General features: G+C 36.3%; 19 protein-coding genes. 14 read left to right on the top strand and 5 right to left on the bottom strand.

Features of this window, described 5'->3' with window-relative positions:
• The first annotated feature begins 161 nt into the window (after positions 1-161).
• Positions 162-794: a trimeric intracellular cation channel family protein gene (locus LF887_RS03145; RefSeq protein ID WP_236857370.1), complete on the top strand. Its 633-nt coding sequence runs from the start codon at positions 162-164 to the stop codon at positions 792-794.
• A 192-nt stretch (positions 795-986) separates the two neighbouring features.
• On the opposite strand, the gene LF887_RS03140 is transcribed toward LF887_RS03145, so the two are convergent.
• Complete coding sequence (locus tag LF887_RS03140; protein WP_236857369.1) at positions 987-1553, bottom strand: DUF2892 domain-containing protein; 567 nt, start codon at positions 1551-1553, stop codon at positions 987-989.
• A gap of 75 nt (positions 1554-1628) precedes the next feature.
• The gene (locus LF887_RS03135; RefSeq protein ID WP_236857368.1) at positions 1629-2123 is read right to left on the bottom strand and encodes a dihydrofolate reductase; all 495 of its coding nucleotides are present in this window, start codon (positions 2121-2123) and stop codon (positions 1629-1631) included.
• A gap of 74 nt (positions 2124-2197) precedes the next feature.
• On the opposite strand from LF887_RS03135, the gene LF887_RS03130 reads away from it, so the two are divergent.
• The 5 genes from LF887_RS03130 (at position 2198) to LF887_RS03110 (ending at position 6635) form a co-directional block, all read left to right on the top strand.
• Positions 2198-2803, top strand: coding sequence for a LemA family protein (locus LF887_RS03130; protein WP_236857367.1), 606 nt, complete (start codon positions 2198-2200; stop codon positions 2801-2803).
• Positions 2804-2805: 2 nt separating this feature from the next.
• Entirely contained in the window at positions 2806-3234 is a 429-nt protein-coding gene (locus tag LF887_RS03125; RefSeq protein WP_236857366.1) for a TPM domain-containing protein, read from the top strand.
• Positions 3215-4024, top strand: a complete 810-nt coding sequence (locus LF887_RS03120; protein WP_236857365.1) for a TPM domain-containing protein — start codon at positions 3215-3217, stop codon at positions 4022-4024. The genes LF887_RS03125 and LF887_RS03120 overlap by 20 nt, the downstream gene beginning before the upstream one ends.
• 202 nt (positions 4025-4226) lie before the next feature.
• Entirely contained in the window at positions 4227-4748 is a 522-nt protein-coding gene (locus LF887_RS03115; protein WP_236857364.1) for an NAD(P)H-dependent oxidoreductase, read from the top strand.
• Between the two features lie 3 nt (positions 4749-4751).
• A complete protein-coding gene (locus tag LF887_RS03110) occupies positions 4752-6635 on the top strand; it encodes a monovalent cation:proton antiporter-2 (CPA2) family protein (protein WP_236857363.1) in 1884 nt (627 codons plus the stop codon).
• A 1-nt stretch (position 6636) separates the two neighbouring features.
• On the opposite strand, the gene LF887_RS03105 is transcribed toward LF887_RS03110, so the two are convergent.
• Positions 6637-7452 carry a GIN domain-containing protein gene (locus LF887_RS03105; RefSeq protein ID WP_236857362.1) on the bottom strand — a complete coding sequence of 272 codons (816 nt, stop codon included), beginning with the start codon at positions 7450-7452 and terminating at the stop codon, positions 6637-6639.
• Between the two features lie 255 nt (positions 7453-7707).
• Here LF887_RS03105 and LF887_RS03100 point away from each other — a divergent pair, with 255 nt between their 5' ends.
• Entirely contained in the window at positions 7708-9849 is a 2142-nt protein-coding gene (locus LF887_RS03100) for a M3 family metallopeptidase (RefSeq protein WP_236857361.1), read from the top strand.
• Between the two features lie 149 nt (positions 9850-9998).
• On the top strand, positions 9999-10376 hold the full coding sequence (locus LF887_RS03095; protein WP_236857360.1) for a YchJ family protein: 378 nt from the start codon (positions 9999-10001) through the stop codon (positions 10374-10376).
• Between the two features lie 302 nt (positions 10377-10678).
• Here the strand turns inward: LF887_RS03095 and LF887_RS03090 are convergent, their stop codons facing one another.
• Both LF887_RS03090 and LF887_RS03085 read right to left on the bottom strand, forming a co-directional pair.
• On the bottom strand, positions 10679-11179 hold the full coding sequence (locus LF887_RS03090; RefSeq protein ID WP_236857359.1) for a peptidylprolyl isomerase: 501 nt from the start codon (positions 11177-11179) through the stop codon (positions 10679-10681).
• 112 nt (positions 11180-11291) lie between these two features.
• Entirely contained in the window at positions 11292-11543 is a 252-nt protein-coding gene (locus LF887_RS03085) for a VF530 family DNA-binding protein (RefSeq protein WP_236857358.1), read from the bottom strand.
• Positions 11544-11663: 120 nt separating this feature from the next.
• Between LF887_RS03085 and LF887_RS03080 the strand changes: the two genes are divergently transcribed.
• The 6 genes from LF887_RS03080 (at position 11664) to LF887_RS03055 (ending at position 19102) form a co-directional block, all read left to right on the top strand.
• Positions 11664-11816, top strand: a complete 153-nt coding sequence (locus LF887_RS03080) for a hypothetical protein (RefSeq protein WP_236857357.1) — start codon at positions 11664-11666, stop codon at positions 11814-11816.
• 124 nt (positions 11817-11940) lie between these two features.
• Positions 11941-13146: an exonuclease SbcCD subunit D gene (locus LF887_RS03075; protein WP_236857356.1), complete on the top strand. Its 1206-nt coding sequence runs from the start codon at positions 11941-11943 to the stop codon at positions 13144-13146.
• 3 nt (positions 13147-13149) lie between these two features.
• Positions 13150-16185, top strand: coding sequence for an SbcC/MukB-like Walker B domain-containing protein (locus tag LF887_RS03070; RefSeq protein ID WP_236857355.1), 3036 nt, complete (start codon positions 13150-13152; stop codon positions 16183-16185).
• Between the two features lie 199 nt (positions 16186-16384).
• Positions 16385-17473: a sensor histidine kinase gene (locus tag LF887_RS03065; RefSeq protein ID WP_236857354.1), complete on the top strand. Its 1089-nt coding sequence runs from the start codon at positions 16385-16387 to the stop codon at positions 17471-17473.
• A gap of 2 nt (positions 17474-17475) precedes the next feature.
• Positions 17476-18150 (top strand): LytR/AlgR family response regulator transcription factor, encoded by a 675-nt coding sequence (locus LF887_RS03060; protein WP_236857353.1) that lies wholly within the window; start codon positions 17476-17478, stop codon positions 18148-18150.
• A 220-nt stretch (positions 18151-18370) separates the two neighbouring features.
• A complete protein-coding gene (locus LF887_RS03055) occupies positions 18371-19102 on the top strand; it encodes an intradiol ring-cleavage dioxygenase (RefSeq protein WP_236857352.1) in 732 nt (243 codons plus the stop codon).
• Positions 19103-19181: the final 79 nt, after the last annotated feature.

The raw sequence follows: 19181 nt of genomic DNA, 5'->3' as shown, positions 1-19181 counted from the left end.
TAGAAGATTTAAATCCGAAAAAAAAAATTTACATTTAAAAACAGAATCTGAAGAATTTGTAAAAGTTATGGCTCGATATAAGTCTAAACTTTCTCAAATTTAAATGGCATAATTTTTATTATTACTGATTGCTCATTACTTATCATTCATACCCATAATATATGCACGAACAGTTCAATTTCGCAATAGAAGTCCTTGGGACCATTGCCTTTTCCATGTCGGGAAGTTTTGCAGCGATGCAGAAACGGCTTGATCCGTTCGGAGTGCTTATTATTGCCTTTGTAACCTCTGTGGGAGGAGGAACTGTAAGAGATCTTCTTCTTGATATCCCCGTATTCTGGATGCATGATCTTCTGATGTGCTCCCTGATCCTGATTACCAGTATTTTTTCAATGATTTTTAAATCTATGGAAAAAAACTTCAAAGTAACGCTGTTTATTTTTGACAGTTTTGGTTTGGGACTATTTACCATTATCGGAATTCAAAAAGGACTGAATGCAGATATCCACCCTATGATCTGTATTGCACTGGGTACAATTACCGGCTGTTTCGGAGGAATTATCAGGGATATACTGCTCAACAGAATTCCGTTAATCTTCAGGAAGGAAATATATGCTACAGCATGTATCATGGGAGGAGCAGCCTTCTTCCTGATGACCAAATACACTGCACTTTCTTATACTTTCATACAGGTTTTTACTATTTTGCTGATCGTTGCTATCCGGACTTTTGCAGTAAAATACCATTGGCAGATGCCTAAATTTTATGGTTATGACCATAATTCAGAAATGTAGAGTGATAAAGACGATGACAGAAATTCTATACAAATAGTTTTCAGAACCTCTTTCAGAAACAGAATATCCTGCTCGCTTCAGGAAACACCTTCAATCCAAAAGATAATCTCTTCAAACTCCCCCCACCTTGCATGGTAAAAAAACAAAAAGTCCTGAAAAAATCAGGACTTTTATATTGTATATCAGAATGGATTAGAATTTCCCTCTCTGTCTCATATTCGGATTGTGCATATGCTTTTGCATAGATGGCATTTTCAACTGATCTTTCATCATTTTGATCTGATCCGTCATCATCCCTGCGCTATCTAGTCTTTTTGCTTCTTCCAAAAGCTTCTGTCCTTCCTGTCTTCTTCCTTTGGAAATAGCCGCTGCAGCAAGATTTAAAGTAGCCATAGCTCTGTCGTGTTTCATATTCAGACCATACTCCAGTGCTTTCTTCATTAAAGGCTCCACTTTTGTAGGGTGGTCCTGAGCTTGGGTCAATCCCAACAAATAGTGGAAATAACCATATTGAGATTTATAAAGCTGTCCCTGATAATCTGTTATTTTCGTTAACCATTCTCCAGCTTTTTCCATATTCTGTTTTCTCAGTTGCCAGAATGCCAAAAGTATATATTCATTTTTAAAGAAAAGTAAAATCGGAAATGCGGCAAGAAGAAAAACAACAATACCCCAGCCAAGATTTCTTGTGAAAATCATAAGATAAAGTCCTGCAAGGATAAGAAGTGCTGCTATTGCAATTTTTATGTATTTATTCATTATTAAATTTTAGAAGTGCAAAGATAAAAAATTTAGAGGTTAGAAGCCAGAGTTAAAAGTTAGATTTCTATCCCCTTACTCGCTTTTAATTTTTTCAAATGTCTGGAAACAGAAATCATAAGCGTTTTTCTCATCTTTCTCATGGCAGACTTCGTTTGTTTTTTTCCAGATCTTCTCATTTATTTTCGGGAAAAAAGTATCTGCTTTCAGATCAGCTTTTACTAAAGTAACCTCTAATCTGTCTGCGATATCCATAGTCTGTTCATAGATATTACCTCCACCGATAATAAAGACTTCTTCATCAATTTTTTTTGCAAACTTCATTGCTTCCTTGATGCTGCCTACAATAAGAATCCCTTCTTCAAACCAGTTTTTCTTTCTTGAAACAACAATGTTGGTGCGGTTCGGAAGGGCTTTTCCAATACTTTCATAGGTTTTTCGCCCCATGATCACCGGATGTCCTGAAGTAATATCTTTAAAATGTTTTAAATCTGTAGGAAGATGCCAAAGCAACTGGTTTTCAAAACCAATTTCATTTTTTTCTCCCATTGCCACCACTATTGTTGTCATGCAAATATAATTTTTTACAAAATTAGCACATAATTTGTATATTTGATTAGCACAAAAAATTAAAAAAATAAACTATGAAAAATAAAGGATGTCTGGGTGCAGGAACCATTGGTATCGCCCTCCTTATTATTGTTGCCGTTTTATTCTTCTGGGGAAAAAGCGGATATAACAGTTTTGTTAATAAAGAACAGACTGTCAACGCAAAATGGTCGAACGTAGAAACTGTATATCAGAAAAGGGCCAACCTTATTCCCAACCTTGAAAGAACGGTAAAATCGTATTCAAAATTTGAACAGGAAACTTTAACGCAGGTTGTTGAAGCGCGTTCTAAAGCAACTTCTATCAACATCGATCCTACTAACATGACTGATGCTGATATTGCTAAATTCCAGGCTGCTCAGGGAGAACTATCAGGAGCATTAAGCAGATTGATGGCAGTAGTAGAATCTTATCCTAATTTAAAAGCAGACCAGCAGTATATCAATTTCCAAAGAGAATATACCGCTATTGAAAACAGTATCAGAACAGAAACTGTTTATTACAATGACGCTGCACAGGATTACAACACTTCTATAAAGACTTTCCCGAATAATATTTTGGCGAATTTCACCAATTTTAAAGAAAAACCTTATTTCAAAGCTGATGCAGGAGCTCAGAAAGCACCTGAAGTATTCAAATAATAATGGGTAATTACCTTACAAATCAACAGATCGCTTCCCTTGTGGAAGCGATTCAGTCTGCGGAAGATCATTCTACGGGAGAGATCAGGGTGCATATTGATTCCAATACAGAAGACCAGATGGCAAAAACAGCTTTTGAAGTCTTCAGGGAACTCTGTATGGATAAGACAGCCGATAGAAACGCAGTGCTTTTTCATGTTAATTTTGAAAAAAAGTACCTGACTATCATTGGTGATATCGGGATTCATGAAAAGGTAAACCAATCTTACTGGGATCACCTGCATGATTACATTACTGCAGAATTTGCTAAAGGAAATTATTACAAAGCACTGAAAAGTGCTATCCTGGAAACAGGAATTGAACTCAAAAAACATTTTCCTGTAAAAGGAGAAAACCCAAACCAACTCCCAAATGAAATTACGTTCTCTTAAAATAGTATTTTCATTTCTATTGCTTTGCTTTTACACATTTGTATCAGCACAGTACACCGTTCCCGAAAAACCAGCAATACTCTATCCTGTTTTTGATGAAGCCGGTCTTCTTTCTCAGCAGCAAAAAGATGAACTGAATAATAAACTGATCAAGTTTGCCGATTCTACCTCAACAGAAATTGAAGTAGTGATCATCCGCTCCACCAAAGGAGAAGATGTCAACTTTCTGGCAACCATGTTTGGCGAAAAATGGAAAATCGGAAAAAAAGGAATAGATAACGGAGTGGTATTCCTGATTGCGACAGAAGACCATACAATGTCTATCCAACAGGGACGGGCTGTAGAACAATATCTGACAGCTTCAGTAGCAGGACAGATCCTTGATTATATTGTTACCCCAAATTTTAAGAAGGGACTTTGGTACGAGGGAATCAATGGCGGAACCTCAGCCATTATGGAAGCTGTTCAGGGGAAATTCAAGCCTGTAGCTACTACAGCACCTTCCGGTAATGGAAGCGCATTGAAAGTGCTCCTGATTGCTTTTGTTATTTTTATCATCATTGCGATCCTCTTTGGCAACAAAGGCGGCGGTGGTGGCGGTGGAAATAATGACGACGACGATGATGTGATCATTACCCGCAGAGGACGCAGAAACTATCCCGGAGGCTTTTTCCCATTCCCTGGTGGTTTTGGAGGCGGTGGATTCGGTGGTGGCAGTTCCGGTGGCGGTTTTGGAGGCTTTGGCGGTGGAGGAAGTTTCGGAGGCGGTGGTGCTTCCGGAGGATGGTAAGCTAATAAATAATTTTATTTATAATACAAAACACATCAGGTCTTAACGGCCTGATTTTTTTTATTTAAAAAACTAAAATAACGTCTATTTTTTAGTTTTTATTAACGTTAAATTGATCTTTATGTGTTAAAAAGTTAACAAAAACACATAAAAACCACCTTTTATTCAATATTTTTTCACTATATTTACTGAAAACAGGATTATGAAGAAGACGCTGGTAGTATTTGCACACCCTTATCTGGAGCACTCCAATTCGAATGTAGAGCTTATCAATTTCTACGTCCGCCACCAGCATTATACCTTGAGAGATCTTTACGAAGAATATCCTGACTTCCATATTGCCGCTTTCAGAGAAAGAAAACGCCTTAAGAACTATGACCGTTTCGTATTCCAGTTTCCATTAATATGGTTTGGAATGCCTCCCCTCCTCCGCTTGTGGATAGATGAGGTTTTCGATAGAGACTGGCTCAAAGAAGGCGAGTACAATCCATTAGAAGGAAAAGAGGTCTATATCCTGATTACAACAGGCGGTAAAGAAAGATCTTTCAGTAAAAACGGAACTTATGGATATACCATTGATGAACTCATCAGCGGGCTGATTGTTTCACTAAAGGTTTTCAAGGCTAATATCAAACATATTAAGATCGTATACGAAGCCAATAAGCTTTCAAAAAAAGACATTATTTTACACAAAAAAGAATTTACAGAACTACTCAATCAATAGCATATGGAATCCAGCTTAGCGATGAACACATTAATTTTTCTGGGTGTAGCCATTATTATGGTTCCATTAGCCAGAAAATTCGGATTGAGTTCTGTTATCGGATATATTTTAGGAGGAATCATTATAGGACCCTATGTACTCAGACTCACGGGAAATAATGTAAATGATATCATGCATGCCAGTGAATTTGGTGTAATTATGCTCCTTTTTATTGTAGGTCTGGAACTGGAACCCCGGAAATTCTGGGAAATGCGGAAGAAAATAATGGGATTGGGTCTCTCTCAGATGCTTCTCACCATTTCATTACTCTTCATAGTATTTATCACTGTCGGATGGAGGGTAGATAAAGCGATAGCTGTTGCTATGTGTTTTGCCTTATCTTCTACAGCTATTGTTCTGCAGACATTACAGGAAAAAAACAATCTTAAAACCACAGCAGGAGAAGCCTCATTCTCTACCCTTTTATTTCAGGATATTTCTGTCATTCCTATTTTGGCAATTCTTCCCATTATTGCCAATTATAAAGCAAAACATCATGATAACGAAATCCAGATCCTGATACAGAGACTTCCGGAATGGCTTCAGGCAGGCACTGTAATTTTCGGGGTTGTTTTATTGATTTTATTAGGCAGGTATGTATTCGTACCTTTTCTACGCTACGTTTCTAAATCCGGGATGACGGAACTGTTGACCGCTTCGTCTTTATTTCTTGTTATTGGTGTCTCTGAACTGATGATTGTTATTGGGCTTTCTCCTGCATTAGGAGCTTTCCTTGCAGGGGTAATGCTTGCCAACAGTGAGTTCAGGCATGAACTGGAAGCACAGATCAATCCGTTTAAAGGACTGCTTTTAGCTGTTTTTTTTGTCAGTGTTGGCTCAACGATCAATTTCAATATCATTCAAAAAGATCCTTTATTTATTTTCAGTACTGTTTTTGCGGTACTAAGTGTGAAGTTCGTCGTTTTGTATGCTATCGGAAAATTTTTCAAAATAGATACTCCACAGAGTTTTTTCTATGCTTTTGCCCTTTCGCAGGTAGGAGAATTTGCTTTTGTCCTGATCAACTATGCTTCGGACCTCTATCTTCTAAGTCCGGAACTTAATGCACAATTAATGGCTGTTACAGCTATTACGATGTGCATCACTCCTATCCTTCTGATCATTAATGAACGTTTTATAACCCCGAAATTCATTAAAGAAATACCTGAAGAAGATCATGATTTCAATATTCTCGACAGTGATGTAGCTCAAAAAAAGATCATCATCGTAGGATTCGGGCATTTTGGAAGTACCGTGGGACGTCTTTTAAAAGCGAATAAAATTTCGGCCACTGTTCTGGACAGAGATTCGGACCGTGTGAAGCTGCTGAGAAGCTATGGCTTTAAGGTTTATTATGGTGATGCTACCAGAATTCCTATTTTAAGAGCTGCAGGAATTGAAGATGCCGAGATTCTGGTGTTGTGCCTCGATGATCCTGATGACAATATGTTTATTGCAGAATTGGTACGTGAGCATTATCCCGATGTGAAAATTTTTGTAAGGGCAAAAAACAGAATTGATGCCTATGAATATCTTAATAACGGAATCAATCATATTTACCGTGAAACATTAGGAACAGCCGTGGATATGGCCGTAGATGTACTTCATGAAACAGGAATGAGAAAGTATGCTGCCAGACGTCTTGGACAAAGATTTATGGCTATTGATAAGGCCTCTGTAAGAAAACTGGCAAAAATGGCAGAAGACCAGGATGTTACTTTATTCAGTACAAAAGAAATCCTCCAGCGTGAGGAGGAATTATTAGCTTATGATAATCTTAATTTTGATCATAGAAACTGGGACTCTTCCTCATCGGCTGAAGAAGATGAAGAAGAATCTCAGGAATGATTTACTGGATGTTTACACTTCCTCCACTGCTTTCTTCTTTGCTGACATTTTTGAGCTCTCCTTTCTTAGCAATATTCACACTGCCTCCTGAAGATGCACTTGCTTTCACGCTGGAAGCAGCTCCTATTTCAATGCTTGCCCCACTGGATGCATCAGCTTCCACATTTTCTGCAATGACATCTTTTGCTGAAATACTGCTGCCTGAAGAAGCACTGATATCTGCATGTTTTGCTTTTCCAGAAATATCAAGACTAGAACCTGAGGATGATTCAATATCAAGATTTACAGCCCATATCTTCCCGCTGAAACTACTGCTGCTGCTGATATTAATATCCATATCATTAGCTTCCAGGTTTCCTGAGATGCTGCCGGCACTAGATACTTCAATATTTGTTTTTTCCTGAGTAAATTTATCTTTCACATCAATTCTTGCTGCTGAGTCAGCAAAAATTTTACTAAAATCTTTAGTATAAATCTTTGCAGTCACCTTATTGATATTCATAACTCTGATTCCAGGTTTATAATGAATATGAAGCTTCCCTCCTTCATTTTCCACCAAAATTTCATTGATGATGCTTTGTGGAGCTGAAATTTCCACCTTCTCTGTTTCTGATTTTATGACTTCAGCCTCAATAGCCTGGGAAACCTGAATTTCATCAAAATCTCCTGTAAATTCCTTATGCTGTATCGGGCCACTTTCTGTAGTAACCACCTTCTCTACCCAGCTGCTTTTTTCGTTGTTTCTTCTCTCGTGTTTTTCATTACAAGAGGCTAAAACCACTAAGGCCGAAAAAATAAAAAGAGTTCCTTTTTTCATGTTTATTTATTTTTTAGATTATTTAATTAATTTCTTATTTAAAAGACAACTAATTTATAAAAAATATTACATTACAATTGAAAATAGTGTCATTTTCCATAATGCATATGGTAAGAATAAAAATAGTGAACTTTATAACGCTTGGTTTATTCTCCTGAAAAACACCCATTACGCTATTTCAGCAAATACATCTGCCAAAATAGATTCTATGATGCAAGTTTTTAATATCTTTATGCTTTAATAACAACTATATTTATGAAGAATATTTCATCGGTATTATTAATTTCTGCCTTGGCGTTCAATCAATCTTGTACTACAATGAAACAGACCGATACACAACAGGAGCTTCCTGCACCTGACCCGTCTTTATCTTCAAATCCTTTCATGAAGAAGAGCAAGCTTCAATATGAAGCTCCGGAATTTGACAAAATCAAAAATGAGCATTTCAAACCTGCTTTTGATTTTGGTTTAAAACAGCACGAAGCTGAAATTGTAAAAATTGCCAACAATCCAGCTGCACCTACTTTTGAAAATACAATCGTTGCTCTGGAAAAAAGCGGTGAAGTATTAAGAAGAGCACAAATTGTATTCTCTAATCTTACCAGTGCAAATACCAACCCTACTCTGCAGGCTTTAGATGAAGAATATGCCCCTATTTTTGCGGCACATTCTGATAAAATGTACCTGAATGAAAATCTTTATAAAAGAATAAAATCCATCAAAGAAGATGGTCTTGACCCTGAAAGTAAAAGACTTGTACAATTTTATAAGCAAAACTTTGAAATTGCAGGAGCTAATCTCTCTGAAACAGATAAAGAAAAGCTGAAGCAGATTAATCAGGACCTGGCCTCTCTTTCCACGCAATATGCCAATAAACTGTTGGAAGCAAGAAAGCAAGGTGGAGTATTCTTTGCTGATGCAAAAGAACTGGACGGACTTTCTTCTGATGAAATTGAAGCCGCCGCCGCTGATGCCAAAACTGCAGGACAGCCTGGAAAATACCTTCTGGCTCTACAAAATACAACACAGCAGCCTCTTTTACAAAACTTAAAAAACAGAGCCACCAGAGAAAAGCTGTTTAAAGCTTCGTGGACAAGAGCTGAGAAAGGAGATGCTAATGATACCAGAGAAACGATTGAAAAACTGGCTAAACTGAGACTGAAAAAAGCTCAGACTCTGGGTAAGAAAAACTTTGCAGCATGGAAACTTCAGGATCAGATGGCAAAAACTCCGGAAGCTGCCACTAAACTGATGAACCAGATTGCTACTCCTGCGGTGGAAACGGCAAGACGAGAAGCAAAAGATATTCAGGATCTTATCGACCAGCAAAAGGGAGGTTTCCAGGTAGAGCCCTGGGACTGGAATTTCTATGCTGAGCAGGTAAGAAAAGCTAAATTTGATCTTGATGAAAGCCAGATAAAACCTTATTTTGAAATCACTACTGTTCTTGAAAAAGGAGTTTTCTTCGCTGCAGAAAAATTCTATGGCCTGACCTTCAAAAAAAGAACAGATCTTCCTGTTTATCATCCTGACGTAGTTACATATGAAGTTTTCGATCATGACGGAAAATCTATTGCTATCTATTATCTGGATTTCTACACAAGAGATTCTAAAAACGGAGGTGCCTGGATGAGTAATTTTGTTGAACAGTCTTATTTATTGGGAACAAAACCTGTCATTGTAAACTGCTACAATTACCAGAAACCGGCTCCTGGAAAGCCGTCATTAATAAGCTATGATGATGTTTCAACAATCTTCCATGAATTTGGCCACTCTATTCACGGAATGTTTGCAAGCCAGAAATATCCTTCTCTTTCTGGGACAAACGTACCAAGAGATTTTGTGGAATTCCCTTCACAGATTAATGAGCATTGGGCTTTAGACCCTGTAGTTCTTAAAAACTATGCGGTACATTACGAAACAAAACAACCCATTCCTCAGGCTTTAGTAGAGAAAATTAAAAAGGCAGCGACTTTCAATCAGGGGTATATGACCACTGAATTGGTTTCTGCTGCTGAACTGGATATGGATTGGCACACAGTAACTAACGAAAGTCAGTTTATTCCTGTTCTAGATTTTGAAAAACAATCTCTGGCAAGCCACGGATTTACTTTAGCAACAGTTCCGCCAAGATACCATACTCCTTATTTTGCCCATATTTGGGGTGGTGGATATTCTGCTGGATACTATGCTTATCTATGGTCTGAAACATTGGATAATGATGCATGGGAATGGATCAGTAAGAATGGTGGACTAACGAGAGAAAATGGTGACCGTTTCAGAAAATATATTCTTTCTGTAGGGAATTCTGTAGACCTTAATCAGGCATTCAGAGATTTCACAGGACATGATCCGGATATTAAACCTTTATTAAGAAACAGAGGGTTTATTAAATAAATACATCAGAAGCATTCTTTAAAAGAGTGCTTCTTTTTTTATGTTTCGGCTAAAGCCGTTGGAACTATTTATTTATTTTTTTTAACGGGCCAAAGCCCGGTTCTGCTGATATTTGTTATTTTTGCCGTTTACAATTTTAAATACATTATATGAATTGTCCCTGCTGTTCAGGAAAATCTTACGAAGAATGCTGCAAGCCTTATCATACGGGAGAAAAGCAAGCTCCTACCGCTGAAGCATTGATGCGCTCAAGATTTTCAGCTTTTGCTATTCCTAATGGAGAATATTTAATGGAGACTACTCTTCCTGGAAAACGAAAATACCACAATAAAGCAGATCTTCAGGAATGGGGAGAAATCAATCAATGGACAAAACTGGAAATCATAAGAACTCCTGCTTTAAATCAGGTAGAGTTTAAAGCCTATTATACAGATCAGGACGGGCATCCACAGCTCCACCATGAATTCTCTTTTTTCCAGAAAATGCATAACCGCTGGTATTATGTTTCAGGTGAATTTTTGGATTAATGAAGTGAAGAAAAAGATTATTTAGACTTCACTGATTTTGTGTTGCTGGTTCAGCTGCTTCAATATAGTCATTGTATATGCTAATCAATTTCCGGTTCAGTATTCCGTGAAAGATCAGAATGGTTTTAAAATCAATTCTAATTCTAAAATTATAGTTCCCTTTAATACTTTATGATAATAACCGGCAAATAGCTAATTATAGCCTATAAATAAGAATAAACCACAGAAGTCCTGTGGTTTATTTTTTCTTTACTGGTATTATAAAAAAAATGTCCGAAAAAACCGGACATTTATATTATTTTTTAGTGTGCATCTGTTCCGTCAACTCCATGAGCATGACCGTGTGCCAATTCTTCCTCTGTTGCGGGACGAGTATTTAAAATTTCCACCTGGAAATCTAAAACTTTACCAGCCATTGGGTGGTTAAGGTCTGCCACTACAGCTTCCGGAGTTACTTCTACCACAAACGCCTGGAAATTATTCCCCTGGTTATCAGATAAAGGTAAAATAGCTCCTACAGGAGGAATTCCAGATTCTTTAAACATATCAATTGGCAATTCTGCGATAGCATCAGGTTGTTTCTCACCATAAGCTTCTTCCGGCTGAATTGTAAAAGCAGCTTTATCACCAGCTTTCAAACCAAGGATATTTTGTTCAAACTTTGGAATCATCATTCCTACACCGTACAAAAATGTTAGTGGATTTTCTGTTGTTGTTTCTTCTACAAGAACCTTGCTTCCATCCTCTTCAATTGTATGAAGTATGTAACTTACAGCTACAACATGATTGTTTTCAATTGTCATATTTTCTATTTTTTTTCGCGAATCCTTTCACGATTAACAGCACAAATATACTGTTTTTTGATTGTTTAGAGAAAAGGGCTAAAAGAAGAATTTCAAAGCAACATCCAGCTTTCTAGTTTCCTTTTTTTGATTCGTCTCTCTTTTTCTGTCTCAGCACAAAAAGATACAGACTTTCAACTTTTGTTCTTGCCCAGGGCGTTTTCCTTAAAAATTTCAGTGAAGAATTGATACTAGGATTGTCTGTAAAACATTTTATATTGATCTGCTCTCCTAATTTCTCGAAGCCTTTGTAGTACTCTACCAGCTCTTCAAGAATCGCATCAAGCCTTTTTCCGTGTAAGGGATCTTTTGATTTCTCTTCCATAAAGCAGTAAAATTAAAATATTTTATCAGACTTAACAACTAAAATTGTTTAAACTCTTAATCTTTAGTATTTTTGATGAAGCTATTTCTTACCAACAAAAATTATTCGTTACAGAAAAATATGAGCAAAAATAACGAAGCGAACAGGAAAAAAAATAAAAAGAAAATTGATCAGAAAAAACGTAAAATACAAAATGCAGAAGCAGAAAGGAAAGCACGTTTAAAACAAATTCGCGAAGATTTCAAAGCAAAAGAAGCCGACAATACACTATGAAAATTTTGCGGCCTCAAACAGGAGAATTTTTACCTCAATATATTTCTTGATCCATTGAGGTAAACCGCATTTTTAAAATTAAAACTTCATTTAACTTTGGGTATTAAATAATGATAAACTTTTTATGAAAATCCTCCACACAGCCGACTGGCATCTGGGAAAACGGCTGGATCGTTTTTCCCGTCTGGAAGAGCAAATTCTGGTGATGGAAGAGATTACGGAAATTGCTGATAAAGAAAACATTGATCTTGTTCTGGTTGCCGGAGATCTTTTTGATAATTTTAATCCGGGCGTAGAAGCCGTTGAACTTTTTTATAAAACATTAAAACGTTTATCACAGAATGGTAAACGTCCTGTAATTGCTATTTCCGGAAATCATGATTCTCCGAATCTGATTAATGCTCCAGATCCTTTAGCCAGAGAATGCGGAATTATTCTCATAGGCCATCCAAAAGCTGAAATCATTCCTTTCAGTACTGATTATTTTAAACTAACAAAATCAAAAGCCGGTTTTATAGAATTGGCTATTGAAAACATAAATTTTCCTGTAAGGATACTGCACACTCCTTTTGCGAACGAAATCCGTTTAAAAGAATATTTTGGAGAAAATAAAGAAGAAGAAATCAACAAAGTACTTTCACAAACCTGGAAAGAACTTGCGGATGAATTTTGCGACTCTTCAGGGATTAACTTTCTGACCGCTCATTTATACATGAATAAAAGAGGAGCGGAAATACTAGAGGAACCGGAAGGGGAAAAACCTATCAAAATCGGAAATGCAGATCTGATATTTTCAGACAGTATTCCGGAGCAGATTCAATATACAGCGTTAGGACATTTACATGGTTTTCAGAATATCGGAACAAAGGAAAAACCTGTGGTCTACTCTTCTTCACCTTTATGCTACAGCTTTAGTGAAGCCGGACAGACTAAATATGTTTCTATTATTGATGCAGAACCTGGAAAAGCTGTCACTTACGAAAAAAGAGCTTTGAAAAGCGGAAGAGCTTTAGTCCGAAAAACATTTACTTCCGTTGCAGATACTGTTCATTGGCTGGCTGAAAACCCATATACTTTTATAGAGCTGACTCTTGAAAGTGAAACTTTTCTAACGGCTGATGAAAGAAGAGAGATTTATCAGTCTCATAATGGTATCGTTCATCTTATCCCAAAAGTCAAAAATCAGGAAATTACAGAACAGCAGAGCCAGGAAATTAATTTAAATCAGAATATAGAAATATTGTTCAAAGATTATTTTAAATCTAAAAATAGTGGCCAGGAAGCCAATGAGGAGCTGATGAGTTTGTTTAATGAAATTTTAAATGCTTAAGTTATGATTCCTGTTCAATTAACTATCGAAGGATTATACTCCTACCAGGAACGTCAGACTATTGATTTTAAAAATCTTACGGACGCCGGATTATTTGGTATTTTCGGTGCGGTGGGATCTGGAAAATCATCAGTTCTGGAAGCCATTTCATTTGCTTTATATGGTGAAACGGAACGTCTGAACATGCGTGATAAGAGGGCTTACAACATGATGAATTTAAAATCGAACAGTTCTTATATAGAGTTTGATTTTATCAATTATGAAAATAAACTCTTCCGTGCTACCAGGGATTTCAGGAGAAATTTAAAAAAATTCGAAGAGGTAAAGCCTAATGCGGTTACGTTTTATCAGCATATTGAGGGTAAATGGATTCCTTTGGATCATTCTAATGCAGAATCTATTATAGGTTTAAGTTATTCCAATTTTAAACGAACCATTATTATTCCACAGGGACAGTTCAAAGAGTTTCTGGAATTGGGTGCCGCAGAGAGAACGAACATGATGAAGGAAATCTTCAGTCTGCAGCGTTATGATCTTCAGTCTAATGTTTCCACCCTCCATATAAAAAACAGGTCTGAGCTGGATCAGCTGGAAGGCCAGTTAAAAGGTTTTGAAGAAATCAATGAAGAAAAAATTCAGGCCCAGAAAGAAGTTGCAGCAGAGGAACAAAAAAGACTTGCTGAAGCTCATGAAAAGCTTGAAAAAATGTCCGATATCTATCAGCACCTGAAAAGCTTAAAAAATGATTTTGAAAGTTTACAGCAGAACAAGGAAAAATTCGGAAAGCTGTCTGAGCAGAAATCTAAAATAGATGATCTGGAAGCCAAAACTGAATTATATGATCGTGTCTTCAGACTTTTCAATCCTTTAATTGTTGAGAAAAATAAGCTGTCAAAAGAAATTGCAGATCAACGGAATGAGCGGGAACAGCAGATAAAAATACTGCAGGAAACCGAAAGACTCTTCAGTGTTGTAAGAGAAAAGCTGTCTGTTCTTGAACCACAGTTTAAAGCTCTTGAGCAAAGCAAAATACAGGAAAATGATCTTCATATTATCATTCAGATTCTTACATTTTCCGGTGAAATAAAAGTTCTGAATGAAAGAACTCAAAAGGGTTCTGAAAAGGTAAAAGAGGTGGACCTCAACAGAGAGGAGATTCAAAAAAAGATTGACGAATTTTCTACTGGCGTTAAAAGTTTAAAGGAACAAAAGCTGGATTCGGCATTACTTTCTGAGGTTGGAAATTGGTTTATTCAGAAAAAGAATATCAAAAAGGCGAAGGAAGAACAGCTGGAAAAAATTGGAAAACATCAGAAACATATTGAAGGAATAACTGAGGAATTAAAGCTTTATTTTTATCATGAAAACTTTAAAGAAGCTTTCAACACACAAAAAGAAACGTTAGAAAACAGAAAAAAAGAATTTTCTCAGAAACTGGATCATCTCAAAATTCAAAAAGAACTCTCCCGTTTTGCCAGTGAACTTCATCATGGTGAGGATTGCCCTCTTTGTGGTTCCAGAGAACATCCGCATATTGTGGAATTTCATGATGTGAATGCTGAACTGCAGGAAACTCAGGAGAAAATAACCACCATTGATCAGGAGATTGTCAAGATTCAAAAACAGGAATCTGACATTGAAAAAATTCTGGATCGCAAAAAAATATTTGAAGAACAGCTTCTTTCAGAGCAGAAAACTTTACTTCAGATTGAAAAAGATCTTGAAAATCATATTCAACATTTTAGCTGGAAACAGTTTTCTCCCGAGGAGGAAGATGAATTTGAAAAAAAACGTTCTGACTCTTTTGCTTTAGAGAAAAAAATAGAAGAAATTGACCGAAATATAGCTTTGGAACGTAAAACTCTTGAAAAAGAAACTCAACTTCTGGAAAAATATAAAACAGCACTGGACGATTTCAGACAAAAAGAAATTTCTAAGCAGGAGCAGATCAATATCAGTAAATCCAGTCTAAAAATACTGGACTGGAATCTATATAGTCAAAAAACGGTGGCAGAGGTTGAAGAAGCTTATCAAAAGCTCTTGCTATCCAACAAAGAAACGGAAGAAAATTACCAAAAGGCATTACAGCAGGAAAAAATACTTTCTCCACAACTGGCAGAACAAAAAGGTATCGTCAGCCAATCTGAAAAACAAATTGCAGCTCTTGAAAAAGAAATTTCAGATAATGAAAACAGCTTGTTAAAAACGCTTTCGGAACAGAGTTTCACTGATTTTAAAGAAGTTGAAAACATTTTACTCCAAGAGATCAATGTTCAGACGGCCAGAACTGAAATTCAAAATTTCAGAATTGAATTTGAAACTTTAAAGAAATTTATTGAAGAACTGAAATCAAAGCTGAAAGATCTTTCATTTGATAATGAACAGTTTTCCCAGACTGAGAAGCAGTTTGGCGAAGCGCAGTCAGAACACAAACAGATCAGTGATTCTGTGGTCACAAAGAATGCAGAAATAGACCGGCTGGAAAAGGAATATATAAAAAAAGAACAGCTTCTTAAAGATCTTGTAAAGCTTCAGAAACGTTCGGAAAATTTAAAACTGATGATAAATCTTTTTAAAGGAGCCGGTTTTGTACAATATGTTTCTTCTATTTACTTAAGGCAGCTTTGTGATCACGCCAATGTGCGCTTTCACAGAATGACGAGAAACCAGCTGAGCCTCCAGCTTAATGAAAATAATGACTTTGAGATTGTTGATTACCTCAACGAAGGTAAAAGCAGAAGTGTAAAAACACTTTCCGGCGGCCAGGCCTTTCAGGTATCACTGAGCCTTGCTCTGGCATTAGCAGAAAGTGTGCAGGCCAATGCACAGGCTGATAAGAATTTCTTTTTTATTGATGAAGGTTTCGGAACTCAGGATACAGAGTCAGTCAATATCGTATTTGAAACGCTGACCAATCTGATGAAGGAAAACAGAATTGTAGGAATTATTTCTCATGTAGAAGAACTTAAAGAGAAAATTCCTACGGCCCTCAATATTGTAAAAGATGAGGAAAGAGGCAGCCTGATTGAGATTATCTAACATAAAGTTATTAATTAACATCTATAAAGTACACTTAAGGGAATGTAAAGACTTAAGTGTACTTTTTTTTTGTTTTCTGTTTTTGAAAGAAAATTGTTGACCAGAATTACATCTCGTTTTATTACATTTGAAATTAGAAAGAACTATCATTCATTTTCTGGCTTATAAGAGATAATTGATTTTTAAATGATTATACTGCGTGAAAAAAATTGCTCCCCATATTATCCTTATTCTTTTACTCTTAACCATTCCTATTGTTTCCTCTCCAGATTTTGACGGCACATTATCGGTTTTCAGGGTTTCTCCGTTTCAGAGGGAATTTATCCGCTTTGTGTTTGTTGTTCTCTTTTTTTACTTAAACCTGAACTTATTTCTGCCCAAACTTTACAGTAAGAAAAAATACTTTCTGTTTATCATTTGTCTTCTGATCTGTTTTGGGATCATGGTTTTCATTCCCAATTATCTTACTTCAGAAAACGGAATGTCTGCCCATCATCTTCAGATGCAGATGAAACCACATTCTATGGGTTCCCCGGAAAATATACCGCTTCCACCAAGGGAAGGACAATTTCCTGCTGAAAATACCGGGTACAGAAATCACAATCCCTACAGCCAGATGATCTTTTCTTCTCTTCTTCCTTTTCTGTTCTCATTCTTATCTTCTCTTTACATTTTTAAAAATATTGAGAAAAAAGAACTGGAACGCTCCAAGGCGAAAGCAGAATTATTAAGTTTAAAATATCAGTTACAGCCTCACTTTTTATTTAATATCTTAAACTCCATTTACTCACTTGCCCTTCTGAAATCAGATGATGCTCCCAATGGAATTTTAAAACTTTCTAATGTAATGCGTTACGTTGTACAGGAAAGCAGTAAAGATTTTGTAGGACTCAGCAAGGAGATTGAATATTTAAAAGATTATATTGCTCTTCAGCTGGTAAGAACAGACAGCAGCCTTGATTTTTCTTATACTGAAACCGGAATCATAAAAGATGAGCAAATTGCACCTTTTATATTGGTTAATTTTATTGAAAATGCCTTTAAATATGGTTTCAATGCTGAAGAAAACTCAAAAATATCTGTAAACGTCATTATTAAGGACGGAGTATTGAATTTTAATGTTTTTAATAATATTGTAAACCGGAATATTAGTGATGAAAACAGTTTGAAAATTGGAATGAAAAATACAATCGAGCATTTAAATCATGCCTATTCCGGAAAATATACATTAAATAGCCATAACAACGGAAAAACATTTGAAGTTGATTTAAAAATTAATTTACTCTGACAATGATCAAAGCTATTGCTCTTGACGATGAAATTCTCGCCTTAAAAATCATTGAGAATTATGCTGAAAAAATTGAAAATCTTTCTCTCGAAAAAATTTTCAATACGCAAATTGATGCTCAAAGGTACCTCAACAAATTTCCTGTAGACCTCATTTTTTTAGATATAGAAATGCCTTCCAAAAACGGGATGGATTTTTATAAAAGTATCTCCCAAAATACAAAGGTCATTTTCACTACTGCTTATTCGGAATATGCGGTGGATGCTTTTAATATCAATGCTGTTGATTATCTCCTGAAACCGTTTTCTTTTGACCGATTCAAAGCCGCTGTTGAAAAAGTGAAAATGAATACTGAAGCTGACGATGTAAGGCATCTTTCTATCCGCGCTGATTACAAGCTTCATAAAATCAACTTTGACGATATTCTTTTGATTGAAGGACTGGATGATTATATCCAAATCCACTTAACTGATCATTCTGTAATAACTGCACGTTCTTCTATGAAAAATATTCTGGAGAAACTTTCTGAAAAAGACTTCGTGAGGGTTCATCGTTCTTATATTGTTCCAGTAAAAAACATCAAAACAATTGTCAATCGCAATATTCACATCGAAAACTTTATTATTCCTATCGGAGAAACCTATAAAGAGATGGTGATAAAACTGGTAAACAGATAATCTTTTTTGATGCAGAATTATGTTCCTCAAATCTCAGAATATCTGCATCTGCAATTCTTAACGTCTCCTAAAAAACACTCATTTACCGACACATTTTATTTGTTTACCTCATAAATTTTACTGTATCATTTTTTGAGAATATTTTTGGATAAGAAATTCAAGAGGATGAAGAACTTATACTCATTGTCTTTTAAAGTATTAACCTTAAAAACCCTGTATTATGAAAACAATGAATAGAAAGGGCTTTCTGAAAAGCCTGGGTTTAGCAGGGGTAACTGCCGTTGCCGCTCCTCTTTTAATCCATTGCGGAAGTGATGATACAACAGATTCATCTTCCAATACTTCTTCGGGATCAGCATCCACAGGATGTTCTGTCACCAATAGCGAAACTGAAGGGCCTTTTCCTACAAAATCACCCTCAACCTTAGTTCAAAGTAATATTGTGAATGACAGAACCGGAATACCTTTTTCCATCACCATTACAGTCCAGAATGTGAATACAGACTGTGCTGTTTTGCAGGGTGCTTTTGTAGATCTCTGGCATTGTGACAAAGATGGAAATTATTCTGAATACGGAGGATCAGGAATGCAGTCTACCAACTACACAGCGGTTCATTTTTTAAGAGGAAGACAAACCACAGATGCTAACGGGCAGGTGAAATTTACTTCAATTTTTCCGGGTTGGTATAATGGAAGAGCTACCCATATCCATGTTCATATTTATAATTCAGCAGGGCAGTCACTGCTGGTTACGCAGATTGCTTTTCCTGAAGGAAGTAACAGTGCTGTAGTTCAGGTTGCAGCAAGTACCGGCTACAAAGGAATGAACGGTTATACATACAATGCGAATGACAATGTTTTCAGTGATGGAACCTCCAACGAAATGTCCGTTATTTCAGGAAGTGTAAGCGGAGGTTTCGCCCTTACCCATACTATAAAAGTTTCTGGCTAAAACCCAGGAGGATTTTTTTTAATCTTAGTGTTTTACCCATTTCCACAAAAAGCACAGGCATCATGATAATTCATATATA

Source organism: Chryseobacterium sp. MEBOG06, from assembly GCF_021869765.1.
Lineage (GTDB): Bacteria > Bacteroidota > Bacteroidia > Flavobacteriales > Weeksellaceae > Chryseobacterium.
The sequence above is the reverse complement of the archived record's forward strand: the minus strand, read 5'-3'. Positions and strand labels throughout refer to the sequence as shown.

Excerpts from the sequence above, each read along its gene's own strand:
- LF887_RS03125 (WP_236857366.1), top strand. The coding sequence starts at position 2,806 with ATGGGTAATTACCTTACAAATCAACAGATCGCTTCCCTTGTGGAAGCG.
- LF887_RS03115 (WP_236857364.1), top strand. The coding sequence starts at position 4,227 with ATGAAGAAGACGCTGGTAGTATTTGCACACCCTTATCTGGAGCACTCC.
- LF887_RS03130 (WP_236857367.1), top strand. The coding sequence starts at position 2,198 with ATGAAAAATAAAGGATGTCTGGGTGCAGGAACCATTGGTATCGCCCTC.
- LF887_RS03100 (WP_236857361.1), top strand. The coding sequence starts at position 7,708 with ATGAAGAATATTTCATCGGTATTATTAATTTCTGCCTTGGCGTTCAAT.
- LF887_RS03070 (WP_236857355.1), top strand. The coding sequence starts at position 13,150 with ATGATTCCTGTTCAATTAACTATCGAAGGATTATACTCCTACCAGGAA.
- LF887_RS03055 (WP_236857352.1), top strand. The coding sequence starts at position 18,371 with ATGAAAACAATGAATAGAAAGGGCTTTCTGAAAAGCCTGGGTTTAGCA.
- LF887_RS03145 (WP_236857370.1), top strand. The coding sequence starts at position 162 with ATGCACGAACAGTTCAATTTCGCAATAGAAGTCCTTGGGACCATTGCC.
- LF887_RS03120 (WP_236857365.1), top strand. The coding sequence starts at position 3,215 with ATGAAATTACGTTCTCTTAAAATAGTATTTTCATTTCTATTGCTTTGC.
- LF887_RS03110 (WP_236857363.1), top strand. The coding sequence starts at position 4,752 with ATGGAATCCAGCTTAGCGATGAACACATTAATTTTTCTGGGTGTAGCC.
- LF887_RS03075 (WP_236857356.1), top strand. The coding sequence starts at position 11,941 with ATGAAAATCCTCCACACAGCCGACTGGCATCTGGGAAAACGGCTGGAT.
- LF887_RS03135 (WP_236857368.1), bottom strand. The coding sequence starts at position 2,123 with ATGACAACAATAGTGGTGGCAATGGGAGAAAAAAATGAAATTGGTTTT.
- LF887_RS03085 (WP_236857358.1), bottom strand. The coding sequence starts at position 11,543 with ATGGAAGAGAAATCAAAAGATCCCTTACACGGAAAAAGGCTTGATGCG.
- LF887_RS03090 (WP_236857359.1), bottom strand. The coding sequence starts at position 11,179 with ATGACAATTGAAAACAATCATGTTGTAGCTGTAAGTTACATACTTCAT.
- LF887_RS03060 (WP_236857353.1), top strand. The coding sequence starts at position 17,476 with ATGATCAAAGCTATTGCTCTTGACGATGAAATTCTCGCCTTAAAAATC.
- LF887_RS03080 (WP_236857357.1), top strand. The coding sequence starts at position 11,664 with ATGAGCAAAAATAACGAAGCGAACAGGAAAAAAAATAAAAAGAAAATT.
- LF887_RS03095 (WP_236857360.1), top strand. The coding sequence starts at position 9,999 with ATGAATTGTCCCTGCTGTTCAGGAAAATCTTACGAAGAATGCTGCAAG.
- LF887_RS03140 (WP_236857369.1), bottom strand. The coding sequence starts at position 1,553 with ATGAATAAATACATAAAAATTGCAATAGCAGCACTTCTTATCCTTGCA.
- LF887_RS03105 (WP_236857362.1), bottom strand. The coding sequence starts at position 7,452 with ATGAAAAAAGGAACTCTTTTTATTTTTTCGGCCTTAGTGGTTTTAGCC.